This window comes from Streptomyces sp. NPDC042336 (assembly GCF_055581985.1).
Genome location: NZ_JBVJEA010000047.1, coordinates 1 through 25,288 on the forward strand (window position 1 = coordinate 1; position 25,288 = coordinate 25,288).

24 protein-coding genes and 1 pseudogene are annotated in these 25,288 nt (G+C 67.9%); 10 read left to right on the forward strand and 15 right to left on the reverse strand.

From position 1 onward, the window contains the following. Nucleotides 1-1,102 precede the first annotated feature (1,102 nt). Entirely contained in the window at nucleotides 1,103-1,720 is a 618-nt protein-coding gene (locus tag ACZ6IM_RS40660) for a replication/maintenance protein RepL (protein WP_386308012.1), read from the forward strand. Further along, nucleotides 1,714-2,109, forward strand: a complete 396-nt coding sequence (locus ACZ6IM_RS40665; protein WP_386308013.1) for a hypothetical protein — start codon at nucleotides 1,714-1,716, stop codon at nucleotides 2,107-2,109. Before ACZ6IM_RS40660 ends, ACZ6IM_RS40665 begins: the two co-directional genes overlap by 7 nt. A gap of 81 nt (nucleotides 2,110-2,190) precedes the next feature. Here ACZ6IM_RS40665 and ACZ6IM_RS40670 read toward each other — a convergent pair whose 3' ends face one another. The 7 genes from ACZ6IM_RS40670 to tpg (ACZ6IM_RS40700) all read right to left on the reverse strand — a co-directional run bounded on the left by ACZ6IM_RS40670 (nucleotide 2,191) and on the right by tpg (ACZ6IM_RS40700) (nucleotide 6,927). Further along, entirely contained in the window at nucleotides 2,191-3,102 is a 912-nt protein-coding gene (locus tag ACZ6IM_RS40670) for an endonuclease domain-containing protein (RefSeq protein WP_469564192.1), read from the reverse strand. Between the two features lie 189 nt (nucleotides 3,103-3,291). Next, complete coding sequence (locus tag ACZ6IM_RS40675) at nucleotides 3,292-3,549, reverse strand: hypothetical protein (RefSeq protein ID WP_217235551.1); 258 nt, start codon at nucleotides 3,547-3,549, stop codon at nucleotides 3,292-3,294. Next, on the reverse strand, nucleotides 3,539-3,769 hold the full coding sequence (locus tag ACZ6IM_RS40680) for a hypothetical protein (RefSeq protein ID WP_469564195.1): 231 nt from the start codon (nucleotides 3,767-3,769) through the stop codon (nucleotides 3,539-3,541). Before ACZ6IM_RS40680 ends, ACZ6IM_RS40675 begins: the two co-directional genes overlap by 11 nt. 571 nt (nucleotides 3,770-4,340) lie before the next feature. Continuing rightward, nucleotides 4,341-5,024, reverse strand: coding sequence for a hypothetical protein (locus ACZ6IM_RS40685; protein ID WP_469564198.1), 684 nt, complete (start codon nucleotides 5,022-5,024; stop codon nucleotides 4,341-4,343). Between the two features lie 145 nt (nucleotides 5,025-5,169). Next, nucleotides 5,170-5,436: a hypothetical protein gene (locus tag ACZ6IM_RS40690; RefSeq protein WP_469564200.1), complete on the reverse strand. Its 267-nt coding sequence runs from the start codon at nucleotides 5,434-5,436 to the stop codon at nucleotides 5,170-5,172. Beyond that, nucleotides 5,433-6,230 carry a hypothetical protein gene (locus ACZ6IM_RS40695; RefSeq protein ID WP_469564203.1) on the reverse strand — a complete coding sequence of 266 codons (798 nt, stop codon included), beginning with the start codon at nucleotides 6,228-6,230 and terminating at the stop codon, nucleotides 5,433-5,435. The genes ACZ6IM_RS40690 and ACZ6IM_RS40695 overlap by 4 nt, the downstream gene beginning before the upstream one ends. A gap of 103 nt (nucleotides 6,231-6,333) precedes the next feature. Further along, the gene (gene tpg / locus ACZ6IM_RS40700; RefSeq protein WP_469564206.1) at nucleotides 6,334-6,927 is read right to left on the reverse strand and encodes a telomere-protecting terminal protein Tpg; all 594 of its coding nucleotides are present in this window, start codon (nucleotides 6,925-6,927) and stop codon (nucleotides 6,334-6,336) included. Between the two features lie 133 nt (nucleotides 6,928-7,060). Here tpg (ACZ6IM_RS40700) and ACZ6IM_RS40705 point away from each other — a divergent pair, with 133 nt between their 5' ends. From ACZ6IM_RS40705 to ACZ6IM_RS40720, 4 genes are all read left to right on the forward strand, one after another. Continuing rightward, nucleotides 7,061-7,369: a DUF6300 family protein gene (locus tag ACZ6IM_RS40705; protein ID WP_469564208.1), complete on the forward strand. Its 309-nt coding sequence runs from the start codon at nucleotides 7,061-7,063 to the stop codon at nucleotides 7,367-7,369. Nucleotides 7,370-7,571: 202 nt separating this feature from the next. Next, a complete protein-coding gene (locus ACZ6IM_RS40710; RefSeq protein WP_469564211.1) occupies nucleotides 7,572-8,396 on the forward strand; it encodes a hypothetical protein in 825 nt (274 codons plus the stop codon). Nucleotides 8,397-8,635: 239 nt separating this feature from the next. Next, on the forward strand, nucleotides 8,636-9,235 hold the full coding sequence (locus ACZ6IM_RS40715; RefSeq protein ID WP_469564212.1) for a hypothetical protein: 600 nt from the start codon (nucleotides 8,636-8,638) through the stop codon (nucleotides 9,233-9,235). A gap of 250 nt (nucleotides 9,236-9,485) precedes the next feature. Further along, nucleotides 9,486-10,016, forward strand: coding sequence for a hypothetical protein (locus tag ACZ6IM_RS40720; protein WP_469564214.1), 531 nt, complete (start codon nucleotides 9,486-9,488; stop codon nucleotides 10,014-10,016). On the opposite strand, the gene ACZ6IM_RS40725 is transcribed toward ACZ6IM_RS40720, so the two are convergent. The 3 genes from ACZ6IM_RS40725 to tap form a co-directional block, all read right to left on the reverse strand. Next, nucleotides 9,996-11,132, reverse strand: coding sequence for a hypothetical protein (locus ACZ6IM_RS40725; protein WP_469564217.1), 1,137 nt, complete (start codon nucleotides 11,130-11,132; stop codon nucleotides 9,996-9,998). The genes ACZ6IM_RS40720 and ACZ6IM_RS40725 overlap by 21 nt on opposite strands. Nucleotides 11,133-11,375: 243 nt before the next feature. Continuing rightward, nucleotides 11,376-11,933, reverse strand: a complete 558-nt coding sequence (gene tpg, locus ACZ6IM_RS40730; RefSeq protein ID WP_469564219.1) for a telomere-protecting terminal protein Tpg — start codon at nucleotides 11,931-11,933, stop codon at nucleotides 11,376-11,378. A gap of 3 nt (nucleotides 11,934-11,936) precedes the next feature. Next, nucleotides 11,937-14,138, reverse strand: coding sequence for a telomere-associated protein Tap (gene tap, locus ACZ6IM_RS40735; protein ID WP_469564222.1), 2,202 nt, complete (start codon nucleotides 14,136-14,138; stop codon nucleotides 11,937-11,939). Nucleotides 14,139-14,374: 236 nt separating this feature from the next. On the opposite strand from tap, the gene ACZ6IM_RS40740 reads away from it, so the two are divergent. Further along, the gene (locus ACZ6IM_RS40740) at nucleotides 14,375-16,099 is read left to right on the forward strand and encodes a zeta toxin family protein (protein ID WP_469564225.1); all 1,725 of its coding nucleotides are present in this window, start codon (nucleotides 14,375-14,377) and stop codon (nucleotides 16,097-16,099) included. Here the strand turns inward: ACZ6IM_RS40740 and ACZ6IM_RS40745 are convergent. Beyond that, nucleotides 16,063-16,365, reverse strand: coding sequence for a hypothetical protein (locus ACZ6IM_RS40745; RefSeq protein WP_469564227.1), 303 nt, complete (start codon nucleotides 16,363-16,365; stop codon nucleotides 16,063-16,065). The genes ACZ6IM_RS40740 and ACZ6IM_RS40745 overlap by 37 nt on opposite strands. Nucleotides 16,366-16,415: 50 nt before the next feature. Next, nucleotides 16,416-17,321, reverse strand: coding sequence for an ETEC_3214 domain-containing protein (locus ACZ6IM_RS40750; protein ID WP_469564230.1), 906 nt, complete (start codon nucleotides 17,319-17,321; stop codon nucleotides 16,416-16,418). A gap of 180 nt (nucleotides 17,322-17,501) precedes the next feature. Between ACZ6IM_RS40750 and ACZ6IM_RS40755 the strand changes: the two genes are divergently transcribed. Beyond that, nucleotides 17,502-20,120 (forward strand): ATP/GTP-binding protein, encoded by a 2,619-nt coding sequence (locus ACZ6IM_RS40755; protein WP_469564232.1) that lies wholly within the window; start codon nucleotides 17,502-17,504, stop codon nucleotides 20,118-20,120. Between the two features lie 437 nt (nucleotides 20,121-20,557). Next, nucleotides 20,558-21,759 (forward strand): IS3 family transposase gene (locus tag ACZ6IM_RS40760; RefSeq protein WP_382016201.1). Its coding sequence is split into 2 segments (ribosomal slippage): nucleotides 20,558-20,843 and nucleotides 20,843-21,759, totalling 1,203 coding nucleotides; the frame shifts between segments, so codons are not numbered across the junction. Here ACZ6IM_RS40760 and ACZ6IM_RS40765 read toward each other — a convergent pair. Continuing rightward, complete coding sequence (locus ACZ6IM_RS40765) at nucleotides 21,733-22,608, reverse strand: DUF3800 domain-containing protein (protein WP_469564235.1); 876 nt, start codon at nucleotides 22,606-22,608, stop codon at nucleotides 21,733-21,735. The two genes, ACZ6IM_RS40760 and ACZ6IM_RS40765, sit on opposite strands and share 27 nt — an antisense overlap. Before the next feature lie 518 nt (nucleotides 22,609-23,126). Between ACZ6IM_RS40765 and ACZ6IM_RS40770 the strand changes: the two genes are divergently transcribed. Continuing rightward, nucleotides 23,127-24,182, forward strand: a complete 1,056-nt coding sequence (locus ACZ6IM_RS40770; protein ID WP_469564237.1) for a three-Cys-motif partner protein TcmP — start codon at nucleotides 23,127-23,129, stop codon at nucleotides 24,180-24,182. On the opposite strand, the gene ACZ6IM_RS40775 is transcribed toward ACZ6IM_RS40770, so the two are convergent. Both ACZ6IM_RS40775 and ACZ6IM_RS40780 read right to left on the reverse strand, forming a co-directional pair. Next, entirely contained in the window at nucleotides 24,169-24,924 is a 756-nt protein-coding gene (locus ACZ6IM_RS40775) for a DUF5131 family protein (protein WP_469564240.1), read from the reverse strand. The two genes, ACZ6IM_RS40770 and ACZ6IM_RS40775, sit on opposite strands and share 14 nt — an antisense overlap. 205 nt (nucleotides 24,925-25,129) lie before the next feature. Next, nucleotides 25,130-25,288, reverse strand: a pseudogene (locus ACZ6IM_RS40780) (IS5/IS1182 family transposase); the annotation flags it as partial.

Here is a 25,288-nt window from a genome sequence, read left to right on the forward strand (position 1 = left end):
CCCGCGGAGCGGGTCCCTTCGGGCTGCGCCCGAAGAAGCGAGCCGGGTCGCTGCGCTCCCCGGCCGCTCCCGCTCCGCGTGAGCGGAGGCGGCTCGCTCCGCTCACCGCCAGGCGGCACGCGCTCCGCTCGACCGCCAACCGCAGGGCAGGCGCCTCGCGTTGCGAGGCGCGGCCGGCCTGCGGCCGACCGGTGGCCTCCGCTGCGCTCCAGCCACCCACAGCCGACCCGTCAACTCCCCTGCGGGCAAGGCGTGCCACGCTCCGCGCGGCCCACCCACCGGGCGCACGCCACAAGCAGCAGCAAGAGGAGGGGAGGTGACGGGCAGTCGGGCGGGTGACGACTCGAACAGAGATCGGGAGGGATGGGGGTGGGCGATCCGGGAGGGTGCTTCAAAGATAGAAGCTAGCTTAATACTGGAATGGTTGCATACCCCCCCCCGACCGGAGAAAGTGAGGCGCGGATTACTTCCGACCCGGATTGGGTGAGCCATAGAGAAAGGGCGCGCCGTTGGTGAATGAAGGCCCCCGAAATGACGGAGCGAGAAGCGTCGAGAAATGCGAATTGGTGCGTTCGCTGGAGATTAGCAGAAATGGCCCGGGTGGCGTTCGGGTGCGGGTGCTGATGAGAGATGCGCACGGCGGGGTATTGGTGATCGGAGCCGCCGGCAGCGGGCGGGGCGGTGAGCGCCGGGAGGGTCGTGGCGGCCCTCGCGCGCGCGTGCGCGTCTTACTGATAAAAGGACACCGCGCGGAAAGCTGCTCTGACCTGCGGTTTTGCGAGAGGCAATGTGTTAGCCCTGACACATCGACCTGCGGTTTTGTGCCTCCTCCGACACAGCCGCACCCGATTTGGCCCCGGGGAGAGGTACAAAATGCGTTCGGCCTGGTCAGGCCGGCATTCGGCCGTCAGCCCGTGAAGGGGCGTGTGTCGGCGTCGACACCAGGGGGCCACGCCGACAGGGACAAAGGTCCCTCTGGACGGGGACAATCTCGGCTAGGGTCCTGGGCACCACATGAGATCGAGCAGCAGGAGCCAGGGTGCCCGGGGACGCGAGTCGCTCCACCAGTAGGGGCCGGCGGTCGGCGGAACGCGGTGAGCCCGTGACGTCGCCGCTGGCGGACAGCTTCGCCCAGGCGCTGGACCGTACGCCGCCGAAGCCCGGCCGGCCCGTGCGGTCCGCGAAGGTCGACTACACATACCGGGCTCCCCATGACGCGTGGGGGCGCAGCGGCTACAGCATGGTCAGCAACGCGTTCCTCGCCGACGTCCTGGCCGTGCTGATCGCCCGGTACGGGATGTCGCCCGTGCAGTCGGCGGTCCTGCTGTTCTGCATGGGCCGCCAGGTCGAGGGCCGCCTGAAGATCACCCACATCAAGGTCGCTCGGCACCTCGGAGTAGAGCGTGCGAACGTCACCCGGGCGCTGGGCAGCCTGGAGAACTGGCATATGATCCAGCGCCGCGCCAACTCGCTGATCGTGGTCAACCCGCTGATCTGCTTCAAGGGCAACGGTGACCTCCAACAGGAGGCCCTGGAGCAGCTGCGCCAGGACGCCAGGGCCGCGCTCAGGAAGCACTTCCCGGAGATGAGGGAAGATGTAGTGGCGCTGGAGAAGGCGGCGAGCGAGAGCTTCCCGGAGTTCACGGCCCCGGCCGCGCCGGCCCCGCGGACGCGGCAGCTGGCGTTCGGCGACAACGACGTGGAGGAGCAGGCATGCTGATCCAAGCTCACCTCGGGTTCGCCCAGCTGCACCGCCTGGAGCTCTCCAAGGCCGACTACGACCTGCTGAGCGCGATGATGGAGGTCCAGCGCCCCGGCGGCGAGGTGAACGCCTCACAGGCCGAACTGCGGGCGCGCGTGGGGCTCAGCAAGAACCGCACGTCCATCGCGATGAGCCACCTGGTCGAGCGGAACATCGTCCTGCGGCCCGAGGGCCGCTACCGCAGCTACTTCATCCACCCGTACTTCGCCGGGTACGACTCCCAGGAGGAGATGGAGGAGGCGCTGCGCGAGGCGACCGAGGCCATCAAGGCCGGTGCCCTGGCCGCCCCGGCTCCCCCCGTCCCGCAGCGCCATCTGTCCGCCGTGCCCACACGTCGCAGCGCTTGACCGGCCGCCCGGCCGCCCGGCCGCCCGCCCGGCCGGGTGACACGACATCAGCGGCGCCGCACCCCACGGTGTGGCGCCGCTTCACTGTGGTGCTGGTGAAGGCGGAAACTGCTTCAGCCAGCTGACAAGCTCCGGTAGCTCGGTCTGGAGGAGATCCCGATCGGCCCGCTCCACGGCAGCCAAGAGCACTGGCACCAAGATCTGGAGTGCTCGCCAGATCTCTTCGCCCGTGTACTTGTGCCTCTTGGGATCCTCGGCTGCCAAACGCAGCTGCTCCTCCAGCTGAGGCGCCAGCTTGCGGATCTTCCACAGCGCCCGAGGCAAGCCAGGCTCGAAAGCTGGCGTTGATTCATGCCGTGGTGCCGGCACCCGCAGCCGCACCGCTTGGCTGTACGGCGTGGACAACCCGAGCAGGACCGCTGGCGGGCGAGATCGGTAGTTGCCGTAGCGGCCGTCTTCTCCAGGCCGCTGCAGACCTTCCCGCTTGTTGCATTTGTGGCATAAGAAGCCCCGCGCGAGACCGTTCCTGTGATCGTGGTCCAACACGAGCAGGTCGGAACCGGTCCCCCGCCCCCGTCGTCCCGGGCTGCTGCAGATCGCACACCGAGCCTGCTGCCACGCGAAGAGCAGATCCTCGGTGTTTCCCGACCGATCAAGGCCTGTAGGAAGCGGCCAAAACCAGCATGCAGGCGCCAGGTGAGGAAGCCATCGGTCGACTAGACGCCGGGCTTCCTTCAGAAGCTCGTCTACAGCCGCCCGTTCCTCTGGCGATAGATGCCGTAGGCAGGCAGGGACCCCATCAAGGGTCCCGTTCCGGCAGGGGTACTTACCACTTCCTCGGCAGCGGCCCCAGTACTTCCGATCGACGAGCCGTTGGGCTGCAAGGACTCGTTCGACCAGCAGAGGCGTCATGGAGGCAGCCATTGAGACGCCTGCCGACTCCGAGCCGGTCGATAAATGCTGGCCCGCCGGCCAAGGCGAGGTGAGCGTCATGCCCGAACCGTAGTGCCCCGCCGGGGCGCATCGGTCAGTCCTGGCAACAAGGTCGACGGCCTGGGCGCCGGCCTTGGAATGTCATCACTCTCCGGCATCCCGGCCGCCTGCACCCGACCACCTAGACATCACAGCAGCGCCCCGGACCAAGTGGTGGTCCGGGGCGCTGCATGGGTGCTCGGGAGGCCCCTACGCCTCAACGTACGCGACGATCGTGATCTGTCGAAGGGCCGTGACGTAGTAGATGACGCGGACCCCGTCGACGTCGTCGACGTAGTCGCGCAGCAGGGTGTCGGGCACCGGCGTGCCCAGCTCCGGGTTGACGCTGATCGCGACGATCGCGCGGTCCAAGCGGTGCGTCTCGCTCGCCGTGAGCTTCGCCAGCTGACTCAGCGCGGGCTCCACCAGGACGACCTGGGACCGGCGCGGCGCGTGCTCAGGCGACACGGGGTTGCTCACCGGCGAGGCGCTCCAGGTGGGCGTCGCGGGCTTCCTCCCACAGCACGCCCGTCTCCGGGGACGGGTAGCCGTTGGCGGCGATGTCCTCCAGCACCGAGGCGAGGACGTCGACTCGCGCACGCTGGTCGGCCGCGTACGCGCGGACCGACGCAGCGGCGTTCTCATCGAGGGGCTGGCGGTCGGGCACGAGGGCCGGCTGCTCGCTCATCCGGGGCTCCTGGGCTTCTCTCTGGCGTGTGTCACCACGGTATCGCCGAGGCGGGGCGCTCCGGGACGGTACGGACGAAACCCACCCGATGACACAGCTGACACAGCTGAACAGTGACACAGATGGTTGCGACGACCTGGGGAAACGGGGGGTCGATGACACAGATCGGACTGTTCACCCCTGACTGTTCAGGCGCTGGGCTCCGGGCTCCACTGACGCAACGGCGTGAGCGGAGCGTGATGACCCGCCCCTGCCGCCGGGCCCGAGTGTCACGCTGTCACGCTGTCACGCCGATTCGGGCCTGGAGCGGGGGTTCGGGGCGCTCCAGGCACTCAAAAAGCGTTCAATCCGGACATTCGACGGGTGCTGTCGCGTGGTGGACCGGCGGGCGTGACAGTCGGCGTGACAGGCCGCGTGACACCTCCAGCGTGACGCACTGTGAGCGTGACAGGCGTCGACGGCCCACTGTCCCGTGCCATCAAATCTTGATCGCGTGTCACCGAAGATTGATCACTTCGGCTCCGGTCACAGAGTGGCCTGGTGTGTCCCGAACCCCTGGCAGGGCTACACGTCATGCGAGCCCAGTTCTGTCACCACCGCGGGTCTCGATCGTGGTGACATCTGCAATGGTCTCGACGTGTCGCATCAACGCATGTGAAAGATCAGCTCGACACCTATGCGCGCTCAAAACGTGACGCCTCGTGTCTTCCCAAAGTTCCACCCAAGCGTCGCTGGAAGGGTCCACGTCGCTCTCCGCCATGGCGTTCAAGGCCTCTGTCGCCTTCTCGAATTTGTCCAGGACCCACTTCGAGTCTGCGGGATCGTCCCGCAGGTCCGGGTAGTCGCCGAACTCCAGCCGCTCACGGGCGCCGCTACCTTGCGTTGCTGGGATGTACAAGCCATCGTTCAGTGCCTCGTACAGGGCCGTACTCGCGTCGACACGCGCCCGCTCAGCCGCTTGGTGGAACGTCTCGGAGTCGACGATGCCATTCTCGAGCAGGCGAAACGTCCGTCCCAAGAGGTTGTCCCACGCGGCCATGGCCTTACGCACCTGCACGACCCGAGCGACCTGAGCACGCTGCAGCTCGGACTGCCGATTTGCTTCGGCATGGGCATGAGTCGAGTCGCGCTCCGCTGACGCCTCTCGGAGCGCTCGCTTTTGCAGCTGAAGGGGCCCGTAGAACGTAGCAGCGCCTGCGACGATCGCACCGCCTAGCGCCCCCAGAAGACCGTACACCGCGTCCGACACGGTCACCCCCGTAGTCAAAGCAGCCCGAGTTCGCTCAAGCATCGGTGGCACGAACCTACTGGTGGCCAAACTTCGCTGACAACGCTCAATGTTCGATGCCACGGGACACCCACGGCCTCACGGGAGCGCTGGAGCGGGGTGTCGTCGGTGGTCAGTTCCGGAGCGGCGGCCAGACGTGCGGTTCGCGGCACTGCCCGCACGCGGCGCAGCCGGCGCACCCCATGCAGAACTGCTTCGGGACGCGCGGGCACCAGCAGATCGGGTTGTAGTCCGGATCGTCGTCGCCCTCGCAGTGCGGCTCCCCGAGCGGAGGCGCGTAATCGACGTGGACTTGGCCGTCGGCCGTCAGATCCTCGTACCGGGTGCCGCAGCCTGTCGACTGCACCCACGTGGCCACCACGTGGTCGGCCGCGCTCACCGCGCACCGTCCTCGCCCGCGCTCGCTTCCGCCAGTTCGGCGGGCACGAGGACGCGGTCGAGCCAGGCGGCGAGTGCGGTCGTGGCGTCCGGGTCGGCCTGGGCGAGGCGCCCGGCGAACTCGAGGTCGCCATCGGCGGCCGGGGCGCCGGTGCGGGCAAGCGCGGCGAGCAGGGCGGCGTGGGCCCGCACCCGGTCGGGCAGCGAGTCGGCGGCGGCCGTGCGCGTGGTCGGGTCGGCGTAGTGGCCGGAGCGGTCGGCGAAGGCCTGCGCCAGCCAGCTGTCGACCACGGGGTGGTAGTCGCCCCGGTGGACCAGGAGCTCGCGGGCCAACTCGTCTCCGGGCCGGGTCTCCACGGTCCGGCCGAGTCGGCCGGCTCGGGCGAGCGCGGCGAGTTCGTCGGCGCGGGCGGTGAGCTGCTGCTGCTCCTGGAGGCGCTGCTGCTCGGCTTCCGCGGCTCGCTGGTCGGCGGCGAACTCGTCCTGGACGACGGCGTCGCCCTTCGGGTCGTAGGTTCCGCCGGTGGTGGCGAGCAGCTGCGCAATGCGTTGCCACTCAGCGACTTCGGCCGGGCCGCGTTCGTCGTCGGCCAGGTCCTCGCGGTCCCGGTCGATGTGCTGCTGCAGCCGGGCGTCCTCGAGCGCGACGGCGGCCTCGGTGGCGGTCATGCCGGTGGCGCGCCGGCGGACCGAGCTGCGGCCGACCTTCGCTTGGTCGACCGGCTGGCGGGGCGCGGCCGCGCCGGGTGCGGGAACGCGGGGGCTGCGGCGGGAGCGGAGCGCAGAGGTGCTCACACGGGCCTCTCAATCGTCACGGGGAATGAACGGGTATCAGGTTGCCGCGCATTGGGCGCGGCGGTCACAGCACAGGTTTATCGCACCCGTGAATTACGTGCTGCTAAAACTCGAAGTCGAGCCGCTGAACGTCTCGGAATTCCACCTCCAGGCTCGCACAACCGCCCCCGGCTTGACGGAAATAGGCGTCCGCGATGGCCTCCGCGACCGCCTTGTGAACGTCAGTATCCGTCGCACCCTCCTCCTGTGCCGCCAGGATGCGGGCCGCGTGGGAGGGCGACACGGCGATGGTGAGGTCCCGCATCCGGGCGTCGTCCGAGGACCCGTTCGCGGTGAAGCCGAGGGTGGCCTGGAACGTGACAACGAGCCCGCCCGAGGTGGTTGCGCGCTGCCTTGCCTGCGCCCTGACCTGCGGTTGCCACTCTGACTCGGTCTCCTGGGCCAGGGCCTGCCGGAGGCGCTTGTTCGGCTTGGTGGAGGCCCCCGAGAGGTAGCGCTGCACCGTCTTGCGGGAGACGCCCAAGCGCTCCGCCAGGCTCTTGGTGGAGCCCTTCTCCCGCTTGCGGAGGAATTTCATCTGGGCTCGCGGCGATTTCGGCGCGGGCCGGGTGAACAGGGCACGCTCCGCGCGAGCGAAGCCCTCCAGGATCTTGGCCCGCGTCCTGGCCGCCTGCGCCGCCTTCTCTTCCTCAGTCATGAGGGCAGCTCACAGCCGCGGACCTGTGGACAGAGGCCGGCGGCCGGGCGGTCCCGTCGCCCGTCGAAGGGGTTGACGGCGCAGGTCAGCGGGTCTTGGGTGGGGGGCCACGTCCAGAGCAAGGGGGCTGGCCATGGAACTGCTCAAGTTCGCCGACCGACTGCCGCAGTGTTCACGCTGCGGCGGCGACTTCATCATGAGCGGCGTGGCGCCGCAGAACGACGCACACGGTCGGCCGATCTACCTGGAGTTGTGCCCGACCTGCGACACCGGCGACCCCGACTGTCCGGCAGCCGGCCTGTTCGCCCAGTGGTTCGCCGACGGCGGTGGCCACGACCAGAGCCGCGTCCAGGAGGGCGCGCACCTGCTGATGGAGTGGACCAAGGAGTGCATGGCCGCCCACGGCTGGTACATGCAGGACACCCCGCCCGAACAGCCCTGAGCGCCACCAGGCGGCCCGCTGACGTGCCTCTGCACGCCGTGTAGGGCGGCGGTCGGCTGCCGTGGCTGCGCGGCCGGAAACTGCCCGGTCAGGTGCCCGGCGCCGCTAGAAAGGAGGCGTCACAGTGTCGGCCGACCGGGGTGACGCCATCTGCTGAGGCGGGGGCGGGCTCACCGACGGCCTGCGAGGGAGGGAAGACCGCATGGCAGAGACCGAACTGGCCGGCGCGCTGAAGAACGTCATCGGCCACTACATGACGGCTGTCGCCGAGAAGCTGCTGGCTGAGGGGACGCCCGTCAGCTCTGTCACTGCTTGGGGCCGGTACGACGATGACGAGGACCGGGAGAAGCACCACAACGACGTGGAGGGCAGCGTCAACCTCAACGAGAGCTTCGTCCGTCGGTTCCTTCCGGACGCTGAGGCTGGGCTGCACTGGTCCGGGACGTCCGGCTGGTGTCTGTGGATCCTGCCCAAGGGCCGGGCGGGCGCCGGCGGCTCCTTCTACGACGGTGCACGGTGGCTGGGCGCCGGCCTGATCCCCGAGCCCGACCGTGTGGCGGCCTTTCTCTCCGCCGTGCAGCTCGGCCCGCACTCCGCGGGCAGTGACGACCGTCCCTTCTACCGTCAGCCCCTTGAGGACCTCTCCGGCCTGTGCGAACGGCTGCGGGTGCACAGGCGCCTCTACTACGGCAATCCGAGCTACGAGCTGCGCTTCGACGAAGCCCGCTGCGGGGCCTACTACGACCGCACCGCCCAGGCGCTGACCTCCGGTGCCGACGATGTCGTCAACGTGCCCGTACGCAGGGGCGAGCTGGAGGCGCTGCTGCACCTGCTGGAGTTCGCCGAGGGCAGCAGTCACAAGCCCGTGCGTCTGTTCGCCGACTACCTGGCCGGGGACATCGCCCAGCGCCGCGGTGAAGGCGGCAGCGTCAACGAGCACCGCAGGGCGCTGGCGTACGCGATCGAGGCCAAGGAGCGTAAGGAGCAGGCGGAACGCCGGCAGCAGAAGGACGACGACGGGGAGTAGGAGAGCCGGGTCGTGACCCTTGGCCGGACGGCACCGTTGGACACGGCAGCGCGTGCATGAACATCCGACCCCCCGCGGATACGCGTGTGAGGCCCCGCACCGGCGCAGCAGCGCAGGGCGGGGCCTCACGGCGCCCCGGCCGCTGCCTCTGCACTTGATCGGCAACGGGAGGGTGCGGGTTGTGCGTCAGGTGCGCAATCGCCCGGACGACGGGGCCGGCGCGCGGTCAGCCTGTGGGGATGGACAAGTTGATCGAGTTGGCCAGCACGCTCGTCTCGGGGGCGTTCATTGCCGTCCTCGCGGCATGGCTGACCAACCGCTCCCGCAACCGCCAGGAGCAGCAGGCCGAGATCGGCGCCCTGCGCGTGCAGGCAGATGCGATGACGGTGGCGGTGATGGAACTGCAGAGCACGGCCACCGCCAACCGGCTGCTGTGGGAGGGGCCGGCCGAACGCGGCCAGACGTTCCTGCTGGCCGTGCTCGCCTTCGCCGGTGGTGCCGCCCGCGCCCGGATCGCCGGCGGCACCGACGCGCAGAGCGGGCTCGTGGGCTTCGGGCGCGCGGCCGAGCTGCTGAGCCGGGAGCGGGTGGCCAGCAAGCAGACCGTGGCCGCCGTGCGCGAGCCGCTCACCCGGGCCGCCACCGCCGCCGCCCCACTCATGCGCTCCTCCGACCCGACCGTCGTCACCGCCACCGAGCAGCTGCTGAACGCCCTGTCGGACGTGGAGAACACCGCGCGCCTGGAGGCCGCGCTCGAGGCGTTCGGCCGGGCCGTCAACGCCTCCACCGCGCCCCGGCTGTCCTGGTGGGCACGGCGTCGTGCCGCGCGTACGACCTGACCGTGGCGGCCCTTCCGTAGGATGCGAAGCGCCGCGCCCCCCGGCAGCTGCAATGCCGGTGTGACTGAGCACTTGATTTGGCGAGTTGAGCACGAGGCGGGTAGGGCGTACGGCAGCAAAGGATCGTCCAGCCCGCAGACCTGGCCACATTGGCCCTTCCCCTCCCTCTGTTGTCGCCCCAGCAGGTGAGGAACCGCCTCAGCGTCCGGCTATGGCCCCAAAAGCAAGGAAGTTGGGACACACTCAGGGTGTGACAGCTGCCATCATCACAGCCAGCGCGAGCATCGTTGTAGCAGTGCTTGCCTTCCTGCTAAGCCAGTACTCCCAAATTCGACAAGAGCGCCGGCAGGCACGCCTCGCACGCATCAATAGTCAACTGCGAGACCTATATGGGCCACTAAAAACTCTAGTTGACACAAATGAGCAGATTTGGGAGGCATTGCGTGCGACGATCCTCCCGGCACGAGATGAGCGGAACCCAGAGGCGGGCACAAGCGAGTGGCTGCGATGGCGCGATCAGGCACTCATGCCCACCAATCGACGCATACGTGACCTAGTTGTCGAGCATGCGGACCTGATTATTGAAACGGAGACCCCGAAGCCTCTGGTTGATTTCTGCGCCCATGTCCTTTCTCTGGAGGTTGCAATCACGGAGGAAGCGGAAGGAGTAAACCGCCGCGCCTTGATTGCACACCCTGGAGATGATTTCACCAGTTACGTTCATGAATCTTACATTCGCCTCAAAAATCAGCAAAAGCGCCTACTTGGATCCGTCACTTAAACGCCTTTCCGTGAGGCAGCCTGGGCAGCATGAATCGACACGAAACTGAGGCCAGGTAGAATTCCATTGCAGTATTTTGGTACTTTCCGCCAGGCACTGCTCGTCGGTTCTTGTGCAGTACATACGAGAGTGAGGTTCTGTCAAGGAGAGACGACAGCATGCCAGGTTTCCTAGCCCCCGGTTCAGCGACGCCCAAAGGGGTAGATGATTCAAGCGGAACAGCGTATGCAACGCGAGAGCTGCCACCAAATTCTGTTCTCTGGCAGGCCGCCCCTTTTCCCACCTCACGGAGTCATGAAAAGCGACTCCCGCGCCATCAAAACAAATCACCGAGAAGTACTCCTCCTGCTCCGCGATATCGCCACGGTGGTGGGCTTGAGGCTTTAGAACCGCGGCGATGTGTTTGTTGTACGCTTCGGTTAGGCTAGGTGAGGTTGCGAAGTACTCGAAAATATCCTGGAGGAAGTCGTACTCGTGAATCTTGCGTGGCACCAGGAGGACAACCCGCTCTCGCGGGAGATGCTTGGCGGCATGCTCAATCTCCCATTTGGTGTGTTTCCCTTCATTTACCTGAATCATGACCAGTGATGCTCTGGATGCGAGTTCTGCAACCCAGTCACGCCATTGTTCATCTGAAGCGTACATGCGATTTGCTCCAACTTGCGGCAATACTTCCCCAGGCTGCCCGAGGGCCACAACTTGGCCATAGGCCCGTTCCATGGTTAGACAGAGAAACTCCTCCTCTGTGTATGCGATACGCTCCTCTTCTAAATCGTATTTGCTGTACTGAAATCTCGCCGCTTTCCGATCCGTCCCAAACGTGCGCAGATAGAGGACGAAACCTCCCTCGACATCCGAAGGGGAATTAAGGTGCTCCGCTTCCATTCTGCGCGCCAATCTTTCCAGCTCGTAAGCGACCCATTCGACGCGCAAGAAGCCAACGATCATCATTGAAATGGCAATACTCAGGATGAGCCAATCGGGAGGGGAGGAGAATACATTGACGCCAGTGAAGAGGTAAATGATGGGCGAAGCAAGGGCAAGCAGGGCTACAAAGCAGCAGGAATTCTTTCGTGCCCTGTCTAGGGTCAGCCCTCGCAGATAAATGGAAAGCATCTTGAGGAGGACTCTAGCGATCTTTCGAGTTTTCTTTCGTGAATGTAACCTCAAGTGTCTCTCCAGCGGCTAAGTGTGTTGCTACAGCATTTCAGTTTGCCATTTATCTGAGTGTTGGCTGGACAGGATACTGACAGATTCTGGCTTCTGACACTGGATCGGTATTTCGACAACTCGCGCGCTCACTCGCCAACTGAAGCGCTCAGTCACAGCCGGGGGCGCGGCGCTCGTGCGGGAGCTGGCCTACAGCTCGATGTCGAGCCGTTCCACGTCGGTGAACTCCACGCCCAGGCCGTGCGCGCGGCTGTTGTTGGCGCGGAAGTACATCCGGGCGAGACCGTCGGCCGCGATCTGCTGGAGCTGCTGCTCGGTGGCGCCCTGCTCCCGCGCGGTGAACAGCTGGTCCGCGAACTCGGGCGGCAGGGCCTGGGTGACGTCGCGGATCCGGGCGTCATCGGTTGTGCCTGCGGCGGCGGTGAACCCGAAGCGGGCGCGGGTGGAGACGACTAGGCCGTCTGTGGTCGCCGCCTTCTGCCTCGCCTTCGCGCGGATCTGCGGCTGCCACCTCTTCTTCACCTCGCGCTCCAGGCGGCCGCGCAGCTCCTGGCGGGGCCGCTTGAGCTTGCCCGAGACGTACCGCTCCACGGTGCGCTGGGTGATCCCGAGGGCCTGGGCGGCGGCCTTGGTGCCCTTGAGCTGCTTGACCAGGTACTTCATCTGGGCCTGGGCGCTCTTGGGAGCGGGGCGGGTAAACGCCCCCTCCAGCGCGCGGTCCAGGCTGTCCCCGAGCGAGTCGACCATGGGTTACTCCCCTTCTCCGGCGCTCTGGTCGGTCTTGATGAGGTTGGAGATGTTGAAGACGCCGCCGCGTTCCTCGAACTGCTGCTCTGCCCACAGGACGGTCTGGGTGCCCTGGTGCTTGACCATCCCCGGCGAGACCCCGAGCCGGAACGTGCCCGGCGCCGGCTTGCCCTCGGGCGTGTACGGCAGGACGTCCAGCGGCGACGGGCCGGGCGAGGGGTAGACGATCGCGTCGGTGCCGATCGCGACCGGGTACAGGTCGGCGGCGGCCGCCGTCTTCAGCAGCTTGCGGTGCAGGCCGGTGCGCTGGTTCGCGAGCACGGCGGCCCGGATGTCGGGGCGCCAGTTCACCCGCTCCAGCGCCGGGTACGGCTCGTAGTACGGCACCTGGCCCCGGGAGCGCTGACGCAGCTTGCCGATCGCCCCCTTGGCTGTGGCCTTGATCGCGGTCTCCAGCAACGCCATCGTCGGGTCGACCTGCTTGCGCCGCGCCATCGCCTCGAGGAACTCCTGGCCCGTGAGGTCGGTGGTGACGCCCATGTCGGCCATCGTCTCCACGTAGGCGTCGCGCAACCGCTTGTACCAGGAGTCCAGGTAGCGGCCGCTCTGCGTGCGCACGTACGCCTCGATCGGCGCGACGTCGAAGCCGAGCTCCACCGCGTAGGCGACGGTCGGCGTGGCGTACCAGGCCGGGCCCTCGGGGGTCTCGCCCTTCGGCGTGAACGGGCTCGGGAGCCGGGATCCGTCGACCGTGCGGCCGTTGACCCGGACGCGGGACAGGTCCACGTGAGAGAGGTCGACCAGCCACGAGCCGGGCAGCGCCGGGTCGAAGGCCGGGTTGCCGGTCAGGTGGGTCGGCCCGTTCAACCCGACCGTGAGCCCGTTCGCGGCTGCGGCGAACGACATGTTGATGTCGACGACCACCAGGTAGGGGTTGGCGCACTCCTCATCGGTGAGCAGCCGGCACCAGTCGTAGGGCTCTTCCATCAGCATTTCTGCCGGGGTGCGCATGTGGTGCCGGGCGAACTGGCCCTTGAGGATCGGGTGTTCGTCGGGGACCTCGCACGGCACCACCGGGTAGAGCTGGGTGAGCGCGTCCTCGTTGTAGGCCCGCTCGAACTCGCCGGTCGCCGGGTTCTTCTCCGCGCGGGTGGGAGGGCGCAGCGCGGTCATCAGCTCCAGGCCGGTCGTCGCGGTGGAGCCGCGCGGTGTCATCACCCGGGCCGCGTACAGACCGAGGTACTGGACCAGGTCGGCTGGGTGCATCGTCAGCAGCAGCTCCGGGTCGTCCTTCCTGCCCCACTCCCGGGTGTCCAGCGCGTTCCACGGCAGGATGCACAGCTGCACGCAGCGCCGCCTCGAGCCCTCGGGCTCGCGGAAGACGCGGGCCCACGGCCCGAGACCGCGCTGGGTGAGCTGAAAGCCGGCCTTGCCGATCTGCTTGACCACCTTGTGGCTGTCCGGGAGTCGGCTCGCGTGCCGCTCCTCCTCCGAGAGGGTGGCGGGCAGGCCGTAGCGCTCCAGCGCGGACGCGGTAAGGACGAGGATCGGGTCGGCGTCGCGGCCGTTGCGGTGCAACCGGGCCTGCCCGAGCTTCGCCTCCGCGAGGGTCCAGTCGACCAGCGCCGGGATCGTCTTGGCGGGCACGTCCAGGACCAGGCCGCCGACGCAATACGCCGACACCTGCCCGTCCTCGCAGTCGATGACGGCGAGAGGGCCGTTCTCAAAGCGCGAGTCGGCGGCGGCTGCCGTGGTGGTCTTCGCCGCCGCCTTCTTCGCACCCGGGCGCCGCGACGACGTGGCGGGCCTGGTGGTGCTGCTCGCCGCCGCCTTCGGGCGTGACGGCGGGACGACGGCGGGCGCCGGGGCCGGGGTCGTCTCCGGTGCCGGGCCGGTGAACGCCTCCGGGATCACCGAGGCCGGGGTGGCAGCGGGCGCGTCGGCGGCCGGGGCGGGGAAGCGGGCGGCAAGGCCCTCCAGCAGCCGGGCGTACGCAGCGCGCTTCGGCGGCCGCGGCTCGGTCTCGCCCGACTCCCAGTTCCCGATGGTCTCCCGCCGGCTCTTCAAAGCCTTGGCGATCTGTTCCTGGCTCAGTCCGGCGGCCTCGCGCAGACGCTTGCGCTCCTCGGGTGTCGGGAGATCGTCCTGAGCGACCTCTTCCAGCAGCGCATCGACGGCGCTGAACAGTTCGTTCTCAGTGGGCACAGAGCTCACCTCCACGTCACACCCTACCGAATTGCGCGTCGGATTTCACATTGGATTTCACATGGATTGCTCATTGCGGCTATGGTCTGCTGGGACGATCTAGAACGTAGGAGCGTGGAGGCCCTGTGGACGACGTGGACGGCTGCGCCGCACTTCCGGCCTGCGAGAGCCGGGACGTCCTGGGGCGGGTGATCCTGCCCGTAGCTGCTGCAAGCGCTGTGCCCCAGGCTCGTCCGGTGGTGGTGTTTGTCGGTGGCCAGCCGGGGGCTGGGAAGACCAAGGCCGCCGACCTGGTCCAGGCGGCGCTCGGACAGCGCGGTGGTGCCGTACGGATCGGCCGCGACCTCTACAAGGCCGCCCACCGCCACTACGCCGCAGCGTTGGCCGCCGACGTCCGGACCGCCAGCGCGAAGGTCCGGCCGGACACCAGCTCCTGGCAGGCAGCCGTCGAGGAGTACGTCCGCGACCGCGGCCTGGACGCGGTCGTCGAGTCCGCCCTCGCCGATCCCGACGACTTTCGTGCGTCGTCGGCGGCGTACCGCCGCTCCCAGCACCGGATCGAGGTCCTCGCGCTCGCCACGCCGGAGGCGTTAAGCCAGCTGGGCATCCTCGACCGCTTCCTCACCGAGGTCTCCGGTGGGGCGGGCGGCCGATTCGTGAGCTGGGCGAACCACGACTCATGCGCGACGAACATGCTCGCAACGCTCGCGGTCATTGAGGCCGAGCAGCTCGCCGACCGCATCACCGTGGTGACCCGCGACGGCACAGCGCTGTACGACAACGAACTCGTCCACGGTGCGTGGCGCCGCCGGCCCGCCGCCGACAAGGCGGTCGCCCGAGGCCGATCGCGCGCGTGGACGGCCCGGGAGACGGCCGCGTTTCACCAAGAGATAGCCCGCGCCGAGGTGCGCGTGCACCGCGACGTGCCGGGTGAGGACGAGCGCCTGGCTGTCGTACGGGACGCGCGCCGGGCCGCCGCGCTCGCCGAGCCGGTCCGCCGCATCGCCCAGCCCCGACGGCGCGCACCAGGCGTCGACTACCACCGGCTCTCCACCACCGAGCACCGGTGGGTCTTCGACGAGCTGATTGTCCCGTCCTACCTGAACGGCGTCGTCACCCGGGACGATCCGCGCGCCGTCTACGTCCTGGGACAGCCCGGGGCGGGCAAGCTGCTGGCCGCCCGAATGGTCCGCCGCGCGATGCGGCCCGGAACGACCCGGCTGGTCGGCGACGACTTCAAGGCTCAGCACCCCGACTACTTCCAGCTGCTGCGCGACGACCCCCGCAGCGCCGGCGCGGCGATCCGCGCCGACTACCGGGCCTGGTTCACCTGGGCCGAGCAGTACGTCCGCGGCCGGCGCGGCGACGTTCTCATCGAGGCGGCACCTGGCGGCGTGGACGAGTTCCTCGCCAGCGCGCTGCCCTTCGCAGCCGCCGGTTACCCGGTCGAACTCGTCGTCCTGGCCGTGCGGGAAACCGACAGCCGGCTCTCCACCGCACTGCGCTACGCCCGTGCCCTGCAGCGCGGCGGCACCGGCCGGTTCACCAGCCGCTCCGGGCACGACACCTGCTTCCGCGCGCTCGTCGACGTCGTCGCTGTCGCCGAGCAGCACCCGCAGATCGCGGCCATCACGGTGATCCGCCGGGACGGCCAGGCCTTGCTGCGCCACGAGAACGGCTCCGGAGCCGGACGGGCTTCGTGGGCCCTGGCCTCAGAACGGCTCCGTCCCTACACCGAGCAGGAGGCCGAGGCCTTCCTCCGCCTCCATCAAGGCCTGCGCCGGGCGCTCCCGCGGCACCGGCAGGAGCTGGACGAGATCGCCGCACTCGCCCGGCCGTTGATGCCCGCGCGGGTGCAGCCGGCTCGCCTTGGCCGGCCGCACCCGCCCGTTTGGTCCCTTCCCGTGCCGAGCAAGGCCGCCGGCTACGTTTCCTTGAGCTCCTTCAGCCGGGCAGCGTAGACGGCGGTGATCCGGTCGGCCTCCTCCGGACCCGCCGTCGCCAGTTGGGCCCCGTCTGCAAGGGCGGCCTCCCGGCTGGCCTTCAGCTCCTCGATCCGCTCCTCGTCCGGCACCGGCGCGCGGCGCTCCTCGAGGAGCTGGGTGTTGTACCAGTTCACCACCTCCTGGATGGCCTCCTCCGCTGCTTGTTCTTCGCCGTCTTCCAGGCTTGAGAAGTCGGGCTCGTCCGGTGTGCCGGACATGGCAACCCCCTTGATCTTGATCATGAATGGGAGTGGACATTGTCCTCCGGAGGCCCGTTTTGAGGGCTCCTTGGTCACGCGTCGTAGAGGGCGCCTAGCCTCTTCTCCTGGCGGCGGTGCATCATCCGCCATCGCCAGTCCCGGAAGCGGCGGTGAGCCCGGCTGATCCGGCTGTCGAGCACCTGGTACTCGGGGTCGGCCAGGCGGACCGTGTCCTGGTCGACCCCCAGGCAGACGCCGAAGAAGTCGTCGTTCTGTACTTCCTCGTACAGAGCGGTGCCGCTGATAACAACCGTGTTGATGGGAGCGCTCGCCCGGTAGGCGGCTCGTCTGTCGGCCAGGAGCCGCGTGCGGGAGTCGTCCGCGTCGTCGAACCAGTCGAGGACGGGAGAGACGGCGTTGTAACCGATGTCGTTGACGCCGATGTACCACGAGCGGTAGCCGCCAGGGTTACCGAAGTAGTGGTGCTCCCGGTATCCGAACCGACGATTACCGAGCCAGGCACTGTGCTCGCCAGGGTCGGCGAGGGCGGAAAAAACGGACTTCCCCAGCCGGATCCTTGTGTCGCCGATCAACACGCGGGGCCGGAACCACCAACTGATCGTGGTGATCCCATACATGACCACGGTGTCATCTTCACCCCAGGTGACCAGGTAGCCGAGCCGAGACAAGGGCCAGGTCCGTACGGTGATCTCGACTTTCCTGTCGTCCTGATCGGCGTCTTTGGATTCGTCGGCGGTGAGACGGATGCATTCCATCATCGACTGCCACTTCGGCTTACCCAGAAGAGATTCGACGTAGTCATGCCGCACACCGGGGGCGATCTTGCGGAGGCGGGTGGTGAGATAGCGCCTGCGGCCGATGGTACGGCGCCATCCCTCGGTGACCGTTTTGGTGAGGGTCCAGCTGGCTACGAGCACTGTGGCCAGTGTCCACACGTTGAGGGTGGTGCTGTACCAGGGCGCGGGATCGGGCTGCATCGCTGAAGAATGCCGTATGCCCGCCCGGACCACAGCAGTTGGGCCGGCTCAGAGGAGAACGGGCTCCCCGACAGGGGCTCTCCCAGCATAGGTTGGGACCCCACAGGTGATCATCTTTCGGGGGTGGGTGTGACCGGAGGCCGGGACTTAAGGGCCCTGTTCAGTACGAACGACCGCAGTGTGCAGGCTGACGAAGCCTTCACGAACCGCTCCTCACAGTGGGAGGTGGTCGCGGCCGCGCTCACCGAGCACCTCCAGTACATCAGTGCCCCCGGCTTCGACACGGAGGACCTCGAGGCGCCTCGCAACCACGTGCTCGTCTTCCACGGCGTGGGCGGCATCGGCAAGACGACCCTGTCCCGAATGCTGGAGGCCACGCTCACCGACGCCGGACGGCGGCCTTCCCAGTGGGGCGAGCCCAGGTGGCCAGCAGACCGAATCTTGCCCGTGCGCATCGACCTCGCCCGCTCCGCCGGCACCGACTTCGAGCAGATCGTCCTGACGATCCGGGCCGCACTCACCCGGATCGGTCGTCCCCTGCCCGCCTTCGACCTGGCGCTGCGCCGCTACTGGGAGGCCAACCACCCCGGCGAATCCCTGGAGGAGTACCTGCGCCGCGGCGGTCTCGGCTCCCGGTTCGGGCAGACCATGCCACAGCAGATGCAATCCGCGCTCTCCGACGTCGCCCAAGCGCTCATGCTGCCCGGCACCATCGGCTCGGTCGTCGGCCAGGTCACCGGCACCCTTGTCGGTGCGCTGCGCGAACGCCGCCAGACCGTACGGGCCCTGGCAGGATGCGCCCGGCTGGCGGACCTGCTGGAGGCCGAACCCGACCTCGACGCGCTGTCCTTCTACCCGCACCTGCTGGCGTGGGAGCTCGCCCGCCTCCCCGAGGGCAAACGCGTCGTTCCGGTCATCCTGCTGGACACATTCGAGGACATCGGCGACCGCACCCGCCGCGACCTGGAGCGCCTGGTCCAGCGAGCGGTGTGGCTCCTGCCGAACGCCTTCTGGGTGATCACTGGGCGCTCCCGCCTGCAGTGGGCCGACCCGGCGCTGCAGGGCCAGCTCGACTACACCGGCCCTGCCGCCTGGCCCGGCCTCGTCCACACGGCCGTGCCCGCCGCCCGCACCTCCGCCCAGCCCGGCACCGCACGGCAGGTCCTGATCGGCGACTTCTCCTCCGAGGACTGCGACGACTATCTCGCCCGCCGCCTCACCCGCGGCGGACAGCCCCTCATCGGCGAGCCTGTCCGGCAGGTCATCACCGCACGCTCGCACGGCCTGCCCCTCTACCTCGATCTGTCCGTCGCTCGGTTCCTGGAGCTCAGCCGCAGCGGCCGCACCCCGCAGCCCGGCGACTTCGACCACGACTTCCCTGCCCTGGTCGCCCGCACCCTCACCGACCTCACGCCCGACGAACGCCACGTCCTGCGCTCGGTGAGCCTGCTGGACGCCTTCGACGTCCCCCTCGCCACCCAGGCCGCCGGCCTCCCCCACGAAGGCCCCGCCCTGCGGCTGACCGAACGCCCCTTCGTCCGCGAGGACCCTTTCGGCCTGTGGCCCTTCCACCTCCACGGCCTGATCCGTTCCGCCGTACGCAACGCCGACGACACCACCGATGACCGCTGGAGTGAACGCGACTGGCAGCAGGCTGCGCAGCGCGCCTTCACCGCCCTTGGCGACCAGCACCGCAACTCCGCCGGGTCGGGCAGGCTGCTGCTGATTGCCTGCCTGCGCCAAGGCTTGCGCCTGGCCCGCGACCACCGGCTGGACCTCGGCTGGCTCATCCCTGCAGCTTGGACCTACGTCAGCGACTCCGTGTGGGAACCCCTCGCCCCACCCGACGCCGACAGCACAGGACTGGACACGGCCGCCGACGCCCTGGTCGAACTCCTCAGCGCACTCGCTCGCCGCCAGCACCAGCACCGCTCGCACACCGTCGCCCGCCTCACCACGGTCATCGACAGTCACCTGCTTCCGGACGACCTGCAGCACATGGCCTTGTACTACCGGGCCAAGGCCCACCGCGACCTCGGCAACAGCCCGGCCTCCCGTACGGGCATGCAGGCCGTCGCCGACGGCCAGGGCCGCCTCGCCCCCGCCGCCCGACGCGGACTTGCGCATCTCGCCCGCATGGCCGGCGACTTCCCCACCGCCCTGGCCACCGCCCACGCCCTGGGCTGGGAAGGCCGCCACCACCGCGTCCAAGGCGACATCTGGTGGCCCCATGGCGACATGGACCGCGCCGCCCTCGCGTACGCCGCCGCACGCGACGAAGCCGAACACCACGGTGTCACCGGTGAGCGCGGCAACAGCCAGGCCCACCGTGCCTTCGCCCTGGCCTTCACCGACCCGACCTTCGCCGACAGCGAGCTCGCCCTCGCCGAGCAGCTTCTGGCCGGCGTGGATCTGCGCGCCACCACCCTGATCACCCGGATCGCGGCGCTCGCCCGCGACGCGGGCCGCACCGACGCCGACGTCGACGACCGCGCCCAGGTACTGCGCGCCGAGATCCGTACAGCGGGCGTGACGTACACCGAGCTCGCCCTGGACCTCGCTCTCGCCTTCCACCACGCCGTCCGCGACGACCAGGACCAGGTGGCCGCGACGATCGCCCGGCTGCGTGAGAACACCCGCGGCGGCGACTTCGCCTACTACAGCGACATCGTCGCCTTCATGGCCGGCCTGCCCCTCGAGGAAGCCTCACCGACCCGCTGGATCGACGGCGCCCAGCACACGCGGCGGCGATGGCGGGCCCTGGTCACCGCACGCCGACACATGCGCACCAGGCAGTGACCCGTGCGGGTGGTGGTGTCGCGCGTCTGGTGGGGCCCAGAGGCCCCGACGGCGGGGGTCGGGACCTCTGTGCTGGCGGTGGCGTGACAGACCAATGAGGTGGTCCGGCCAGAGGGGGTTGTGGAGGCGCCTGCGACCGCTGCACATGCTTTGAGCTGCGGATTCTTCGCGCTCCGCAGGCTTTAGCCCTTATCCAACCCGGGTTGGATAAGGGCTAAAGCTGGTATACTTCTCCTTGTTGGAACGCTGCAGGAGCCCCTTGGTGGGCTGCCGGGGCAAAGGCCGGAACCAGGGAACTGGATCCCTCCACCCGTTGAGGTGGTTGTGGCCCCCGGGAGTCCCCCAGGGGGCTTTTTGCTGTCAGCCTGCCCGGGCCTTGCCCCCTGGTCTTGGACACACGAGACACTAGATCTTGAGGATCTGAGAACGGACATCTCGTGGTCATGAAGCACTACCCTGCCGAGTTCAAGGCGGACGCGGTCGCGCTGTATCAGTCGCGGCCCGGAGCGACGATCAGGTCGGTCGCTGCTGATTTGGGTATCAATCCGGAGACGCTGCGGAACTGGGTCCGGGCTGCCGGGGCAAGCCGGCCTCGGGGACGCCGGGCGGAGATACCCGCTGAGCCGCCGACTGCGTTGGAAGCGGAGAACGCGGCCCTGCGCAAGAAGGTCCGCGAGCTGGAGGAGGAGCGCGAGATCCTCCGCAAGGCGGCGAAGTATTTCGCCGGGGAGACGCGCTGGTGAACCGCTTCCAGTTCGTCGCAGACCACCAGCGCCGCTTCGGCGTGAAGCGGCTGTGCACCATCCTCAACATCGCCCGCTCCAGCTTCTACTACTGGCGCAAGACCGCGGCCGCGAGGACAGCCCGCCAGGCAGCCGACGCGCAGCTCGCCGCCCGAATACGCACGGTTCATCGTGACTCGGACGGCACCTACGGCGTCCCCAGGATCACCGCCGAACTGCGTGAGGCAGGCGAGTTGGTCAACCACAAGAGGGTCGCCCGCATCATGCGCCAGGCCGACCTGGCCGGCCTGCGGCTGCGCAGGAGGCACCGCACCACCATCGCGGACCCGGCCGCCGCGAAGGCCGCCGACCTCATCGGCCGTGACTTCACTGCCGCGGTGGTGAACACGAAGTACGTCGGCGATATCACCTATCTCCCGCTGGCCGGTGGGAAGTTCCTGTATCTGGCCACGGTGATCGATCTCGCCTCCCGGCGCCTGGCCGGGTGGGCGATTGCTGACCACATGCGTGCCGACCTCGTCATCGACGCCCTGACCGCTGCCGAGCGGTGCCGCGGCAGCCTCGCCGGCGCTGTCATGCACACCGATCACGGAGCTCAGTACACGAGCAGGGCGTTCGCCGACGCCTGCCGCCAGGCGGGCGTGATCCAGAGCATGAGTGCCGTCGGCAGCTCGGCGGACAACGCGCTCGCCGAGTCCTTCAACGCCACATGCAAGAGGGAGATCCTCCAGGGGCGCGGTTCCTGGGCTGACGAGCGTGAAGCCCGCCTCGATCTGTTCCGCTGGCTGCACCGCTACAACACCCGACGCCGCCATTCCAGCCTCGGACAGCGCAGTCCCGTCGCCTACGAGACAGCACTCGGCACAACATCAACTACCCTGGCCCAAGCCGCCTAGCCCGTGTCCAAGATTCCGGGTCAAGCCCCCCCGCCACTCAGGCCACCAGACACGCCCGGTGACGAAGCTGTCGTCTCCGATGATTTTGACCCCGTAGCCGAGCGGGGAGCCGTTCCACGCCCTTCGGAGCTGGTGGCCAACGAGGAGTAGGTTGTCGGCGCAGGCCCGGTCCTGTGGGTCTCCACTGAGTGCACTGTTCAGGATTCCGGCATGGAGGTCGGCCAACTGGATGCCGTCGCGCTGGGTGCTTTCCCAGATGAGCGGCCACTTGATGAAGTTCCAAGGGACCTGGTAGCTGGTGAGACCGGCTGTTTGGCGCACGTAGTTGAGGTAGTCCGCCGTGGTGGTGTGGTCCATGTGCTTGACGATGCCGAGGCGCGTGATCGCTAGACGGGAACCGCCAGGCCAGTGCCTGGCTGCGAAGGCGATGCGCTCGAGCAGCAGGCGGGTTGTGTAGTTGTAGAACACGCCCTTGTCCTGCCGCATGCCGGCATCGGCATTCACGGTGTCCTTGTGGGCGATGACGTGGATGACCATGGCGTTGGGCATGAGGGCGAGCGCTTGGGCTGCCTGCCGACGACGGTCTATTCGCTTCGCCCTGAAGTGCTCGACCCAGTGGATCGGCTTGAGGATTCGCTGGGGTTCCGCGCCGTGTACGAGTGCGCGCAGGCCGCCGGCAGTCAGCTTCACCACCCACTCGTCTTCCTGGGGGACAAGGAGAGCGGTCATCGCGAAGAACGGCGACTGTGCTCTGCTGGCCTCGCTGAATCCGCGGTCGCCTGTCTCGTCCACGTAGACGTGCAACTTGGGCAGCTGGCCGAAGCGGGCAGGTGTGGCAAGGCTGATCATGGCAGTGCCTTGGACAGCGCCGGAAGGCCGGCGGCCGCGTCACTGTGGGCGAGCACCACTGGAGGTCCGAACTCCTCTGTTCGCGGCCCCCGGAGGTAACGGCCCCCGGGGGCTTGCTCTGTCGATCGTTACCGTCCGGTCAACTCCCGTCACCCGTCCGGTTGGACGACGTTACACCGAATGGGGCGTTCTTTACTTCCTAGATCACTCTGCCGACCACGTCACCATGGCATGCCCGGTCCTCGAGCTGTAGGAGACTGATCAGGCTCCCTGTCTCAGAACCCGCGGAACATCCAGCCACTTGGTCACCGGCCGAGTGTGCACAGCCCGGCCCGCCCAGTGACCAGCGCGCCGATCGCGGCACCGAGGCCCCAGGCGTACTTCAGATGCCCGTCTGGAACGCGTTCTGGCGCCGCGTAGTTACTCAGCGGACAATCTGTGCAGCATTCTGCTGTCCGAGGGGGGTCGGGATGGGTGTTCTGTGGCCGTTGGAACCGGCAACGGGAGCCAAACACCGGTTGTACAAGCACTACTTCGACGCGTGGTGGCCGATCCTTCTCCAGCCCAGTCCTCGCTCCGGCGGCAGCTGGCCGAAGGTGACTTTCCTGGATGCCTTCGCAGGACCGGGCCGCTATGAGACGGGCGAAGAAGGCTCCCCCGTGTTCAACCTGCGGGGGCTTCTGAACCACAACCACCTGGACAGGATGGGCTTGTCCCGAGAACGGGTGCAACTGATCTTCATCGAGAAAGACCGTGCCACGTACGAGCACTTGGTGAAGGAGCTGTATGAGAACTTCGGTCCGCTGGACCAGCTACCCGTGCGGGTGGAGGTGCGCTGCGGAGAGGCGGGCCAAGACAGCGAACGGCTACTGACTGAACTGCATGCCTGGGGTAACCCAATTCTGGGCGTCTTCGACAGCTGGGGCAACGTCAACACTCCCCTGTCCGTGATGGCCCGTATCGCGGCGAACCCGGCCAGCGAAGTCATCGTTACCTTCGGGCCGAACTGGTTCAGCCGACGCAAGGAACTCAACGAGGACATCGTCGACGGCGTGTTCGGCGGCCGGGAGCACTGGACCCATGTGGCCGCGGCCCGGGACAGCGAAGAAATGTGGCGGGCCTGGTTGGACAGCTACCGTGCCGCCCTGCAGCGGGTCGGCTTCGAGTACCGCCTGCAGTTCGAGGTCGTGCCGAGGACAGGAAAACCGCTGTATCTGGTCTACGGAACCAAGCACCCGCGCGGTGTGGAGGTGATGAAGGACGCCATGTGGCGGGTCGACAAGAGCGACGGAATGCGCTTCCGGGACCCCCGCGTGCGCAACGCTGTCGCACTCGGGCAGGTCTCCCTATTCGATGACGGCGAAGTGATCGACCCCGAGCTGCTGGCTCTCGTCCAGCAGCGGCTGAGTCAGGGGCCCGTCAGCCTCGAAGAGCTGGGGCAGTGGCTCCTGCTGGAGACATCGCAGTGGCGTGCACGGGACGCGAAGAAGGCCGTGCAGGACCTGGACGGAGACGGTCAGGTGATCATTCCTGCTGGCCGTCTCACCAAAGCCAGTGTGGTCAGCTTGCGGTGACGCTTTCCCGGGCAGGCATCTGGTCCCAGGTGCGCCCTTCGAGCTCGCGGCCAAGAGTTTTGGGCGTGCGGCCGCCCCACTGCTTGAAGAAGAATGCCACCCCGGCATCCGTGCACACGTCGCGGATGCCGGTCACCCATCCCTCTTCCACCGGCCTGAATCGCGGCCCGGACTCGCCGCCTGCGATGACCCAGTCGATGCCAGTGACGTCCAGACCATCCAGCGGCCCCAGCAGCGGCTCACACGACAGGAACCGGACGGCTGCCGGAACGCGGCGCAGGTCGTCGATCCGGGCAAGCTCCTTGGCGCTCTCCACCGACACGCCCATCCATACATTCGCCGGCCAGTCCAGCTTGTCCGCAACCTGCCGCAGCCGACGCGCTCGCTTGGTCAGCACCTGATACGTGTGCTGAGGAGTATCGGCCATCACCTGGAAAACCTGCCGTACGAAGTCCAGCGGCACACGGGCGTGGAACAGGTCCGACATCGAGTTCACGAACACCGTGCGGGGGCTGCGCCACCTGTACGGAACCCGGAGGGCGTCCGGATGCACCGTCAGCCCGAAGCCCGGTCCCGATGTCCGTGGATCCCCGTCATTTTGGTACTTGGTTTGCCCCATCGCCTTCAGACGCTTGGCCAGCGTCATGGCGTAGCAGTTGTCGCACCCCGGCGAGACCTGGTCGCATCCGGTCGTGGGGTTCCACGTGGCCTCTGTCCACTCGATCGCGCTGCGGTCGCTCACCGGACACCCCTCTTCTATGCCGCGCCCGCCCGCCTGCGCGGCCGCAGTCTGCTGAACGTCCAACGAGGCTTGGCCGCACCGGACACCGACATACAACCATCGAGCCCGTCGCGAGGCGGCCGAACAACTTAAATAGAACGTGTGAACGATACCGTCCGGGTGGGACTCCGAGGAGAGCACCGATCCGCTGAACAGTGAGCCTCTTTCATCCTGAATAGCTGCAGGTCAGCAGTGTGTGGACGGCCTGGACGATGGTGCCGATACGACGTGTGGAGCATCTGGCTCGCCGTAGTAGCCGCCAGGACTTCAACTGCGCGAAGGCTCGTTCGCCAGGCGCCCGGAGTCTGGCGTGGTCGCGGTTGAA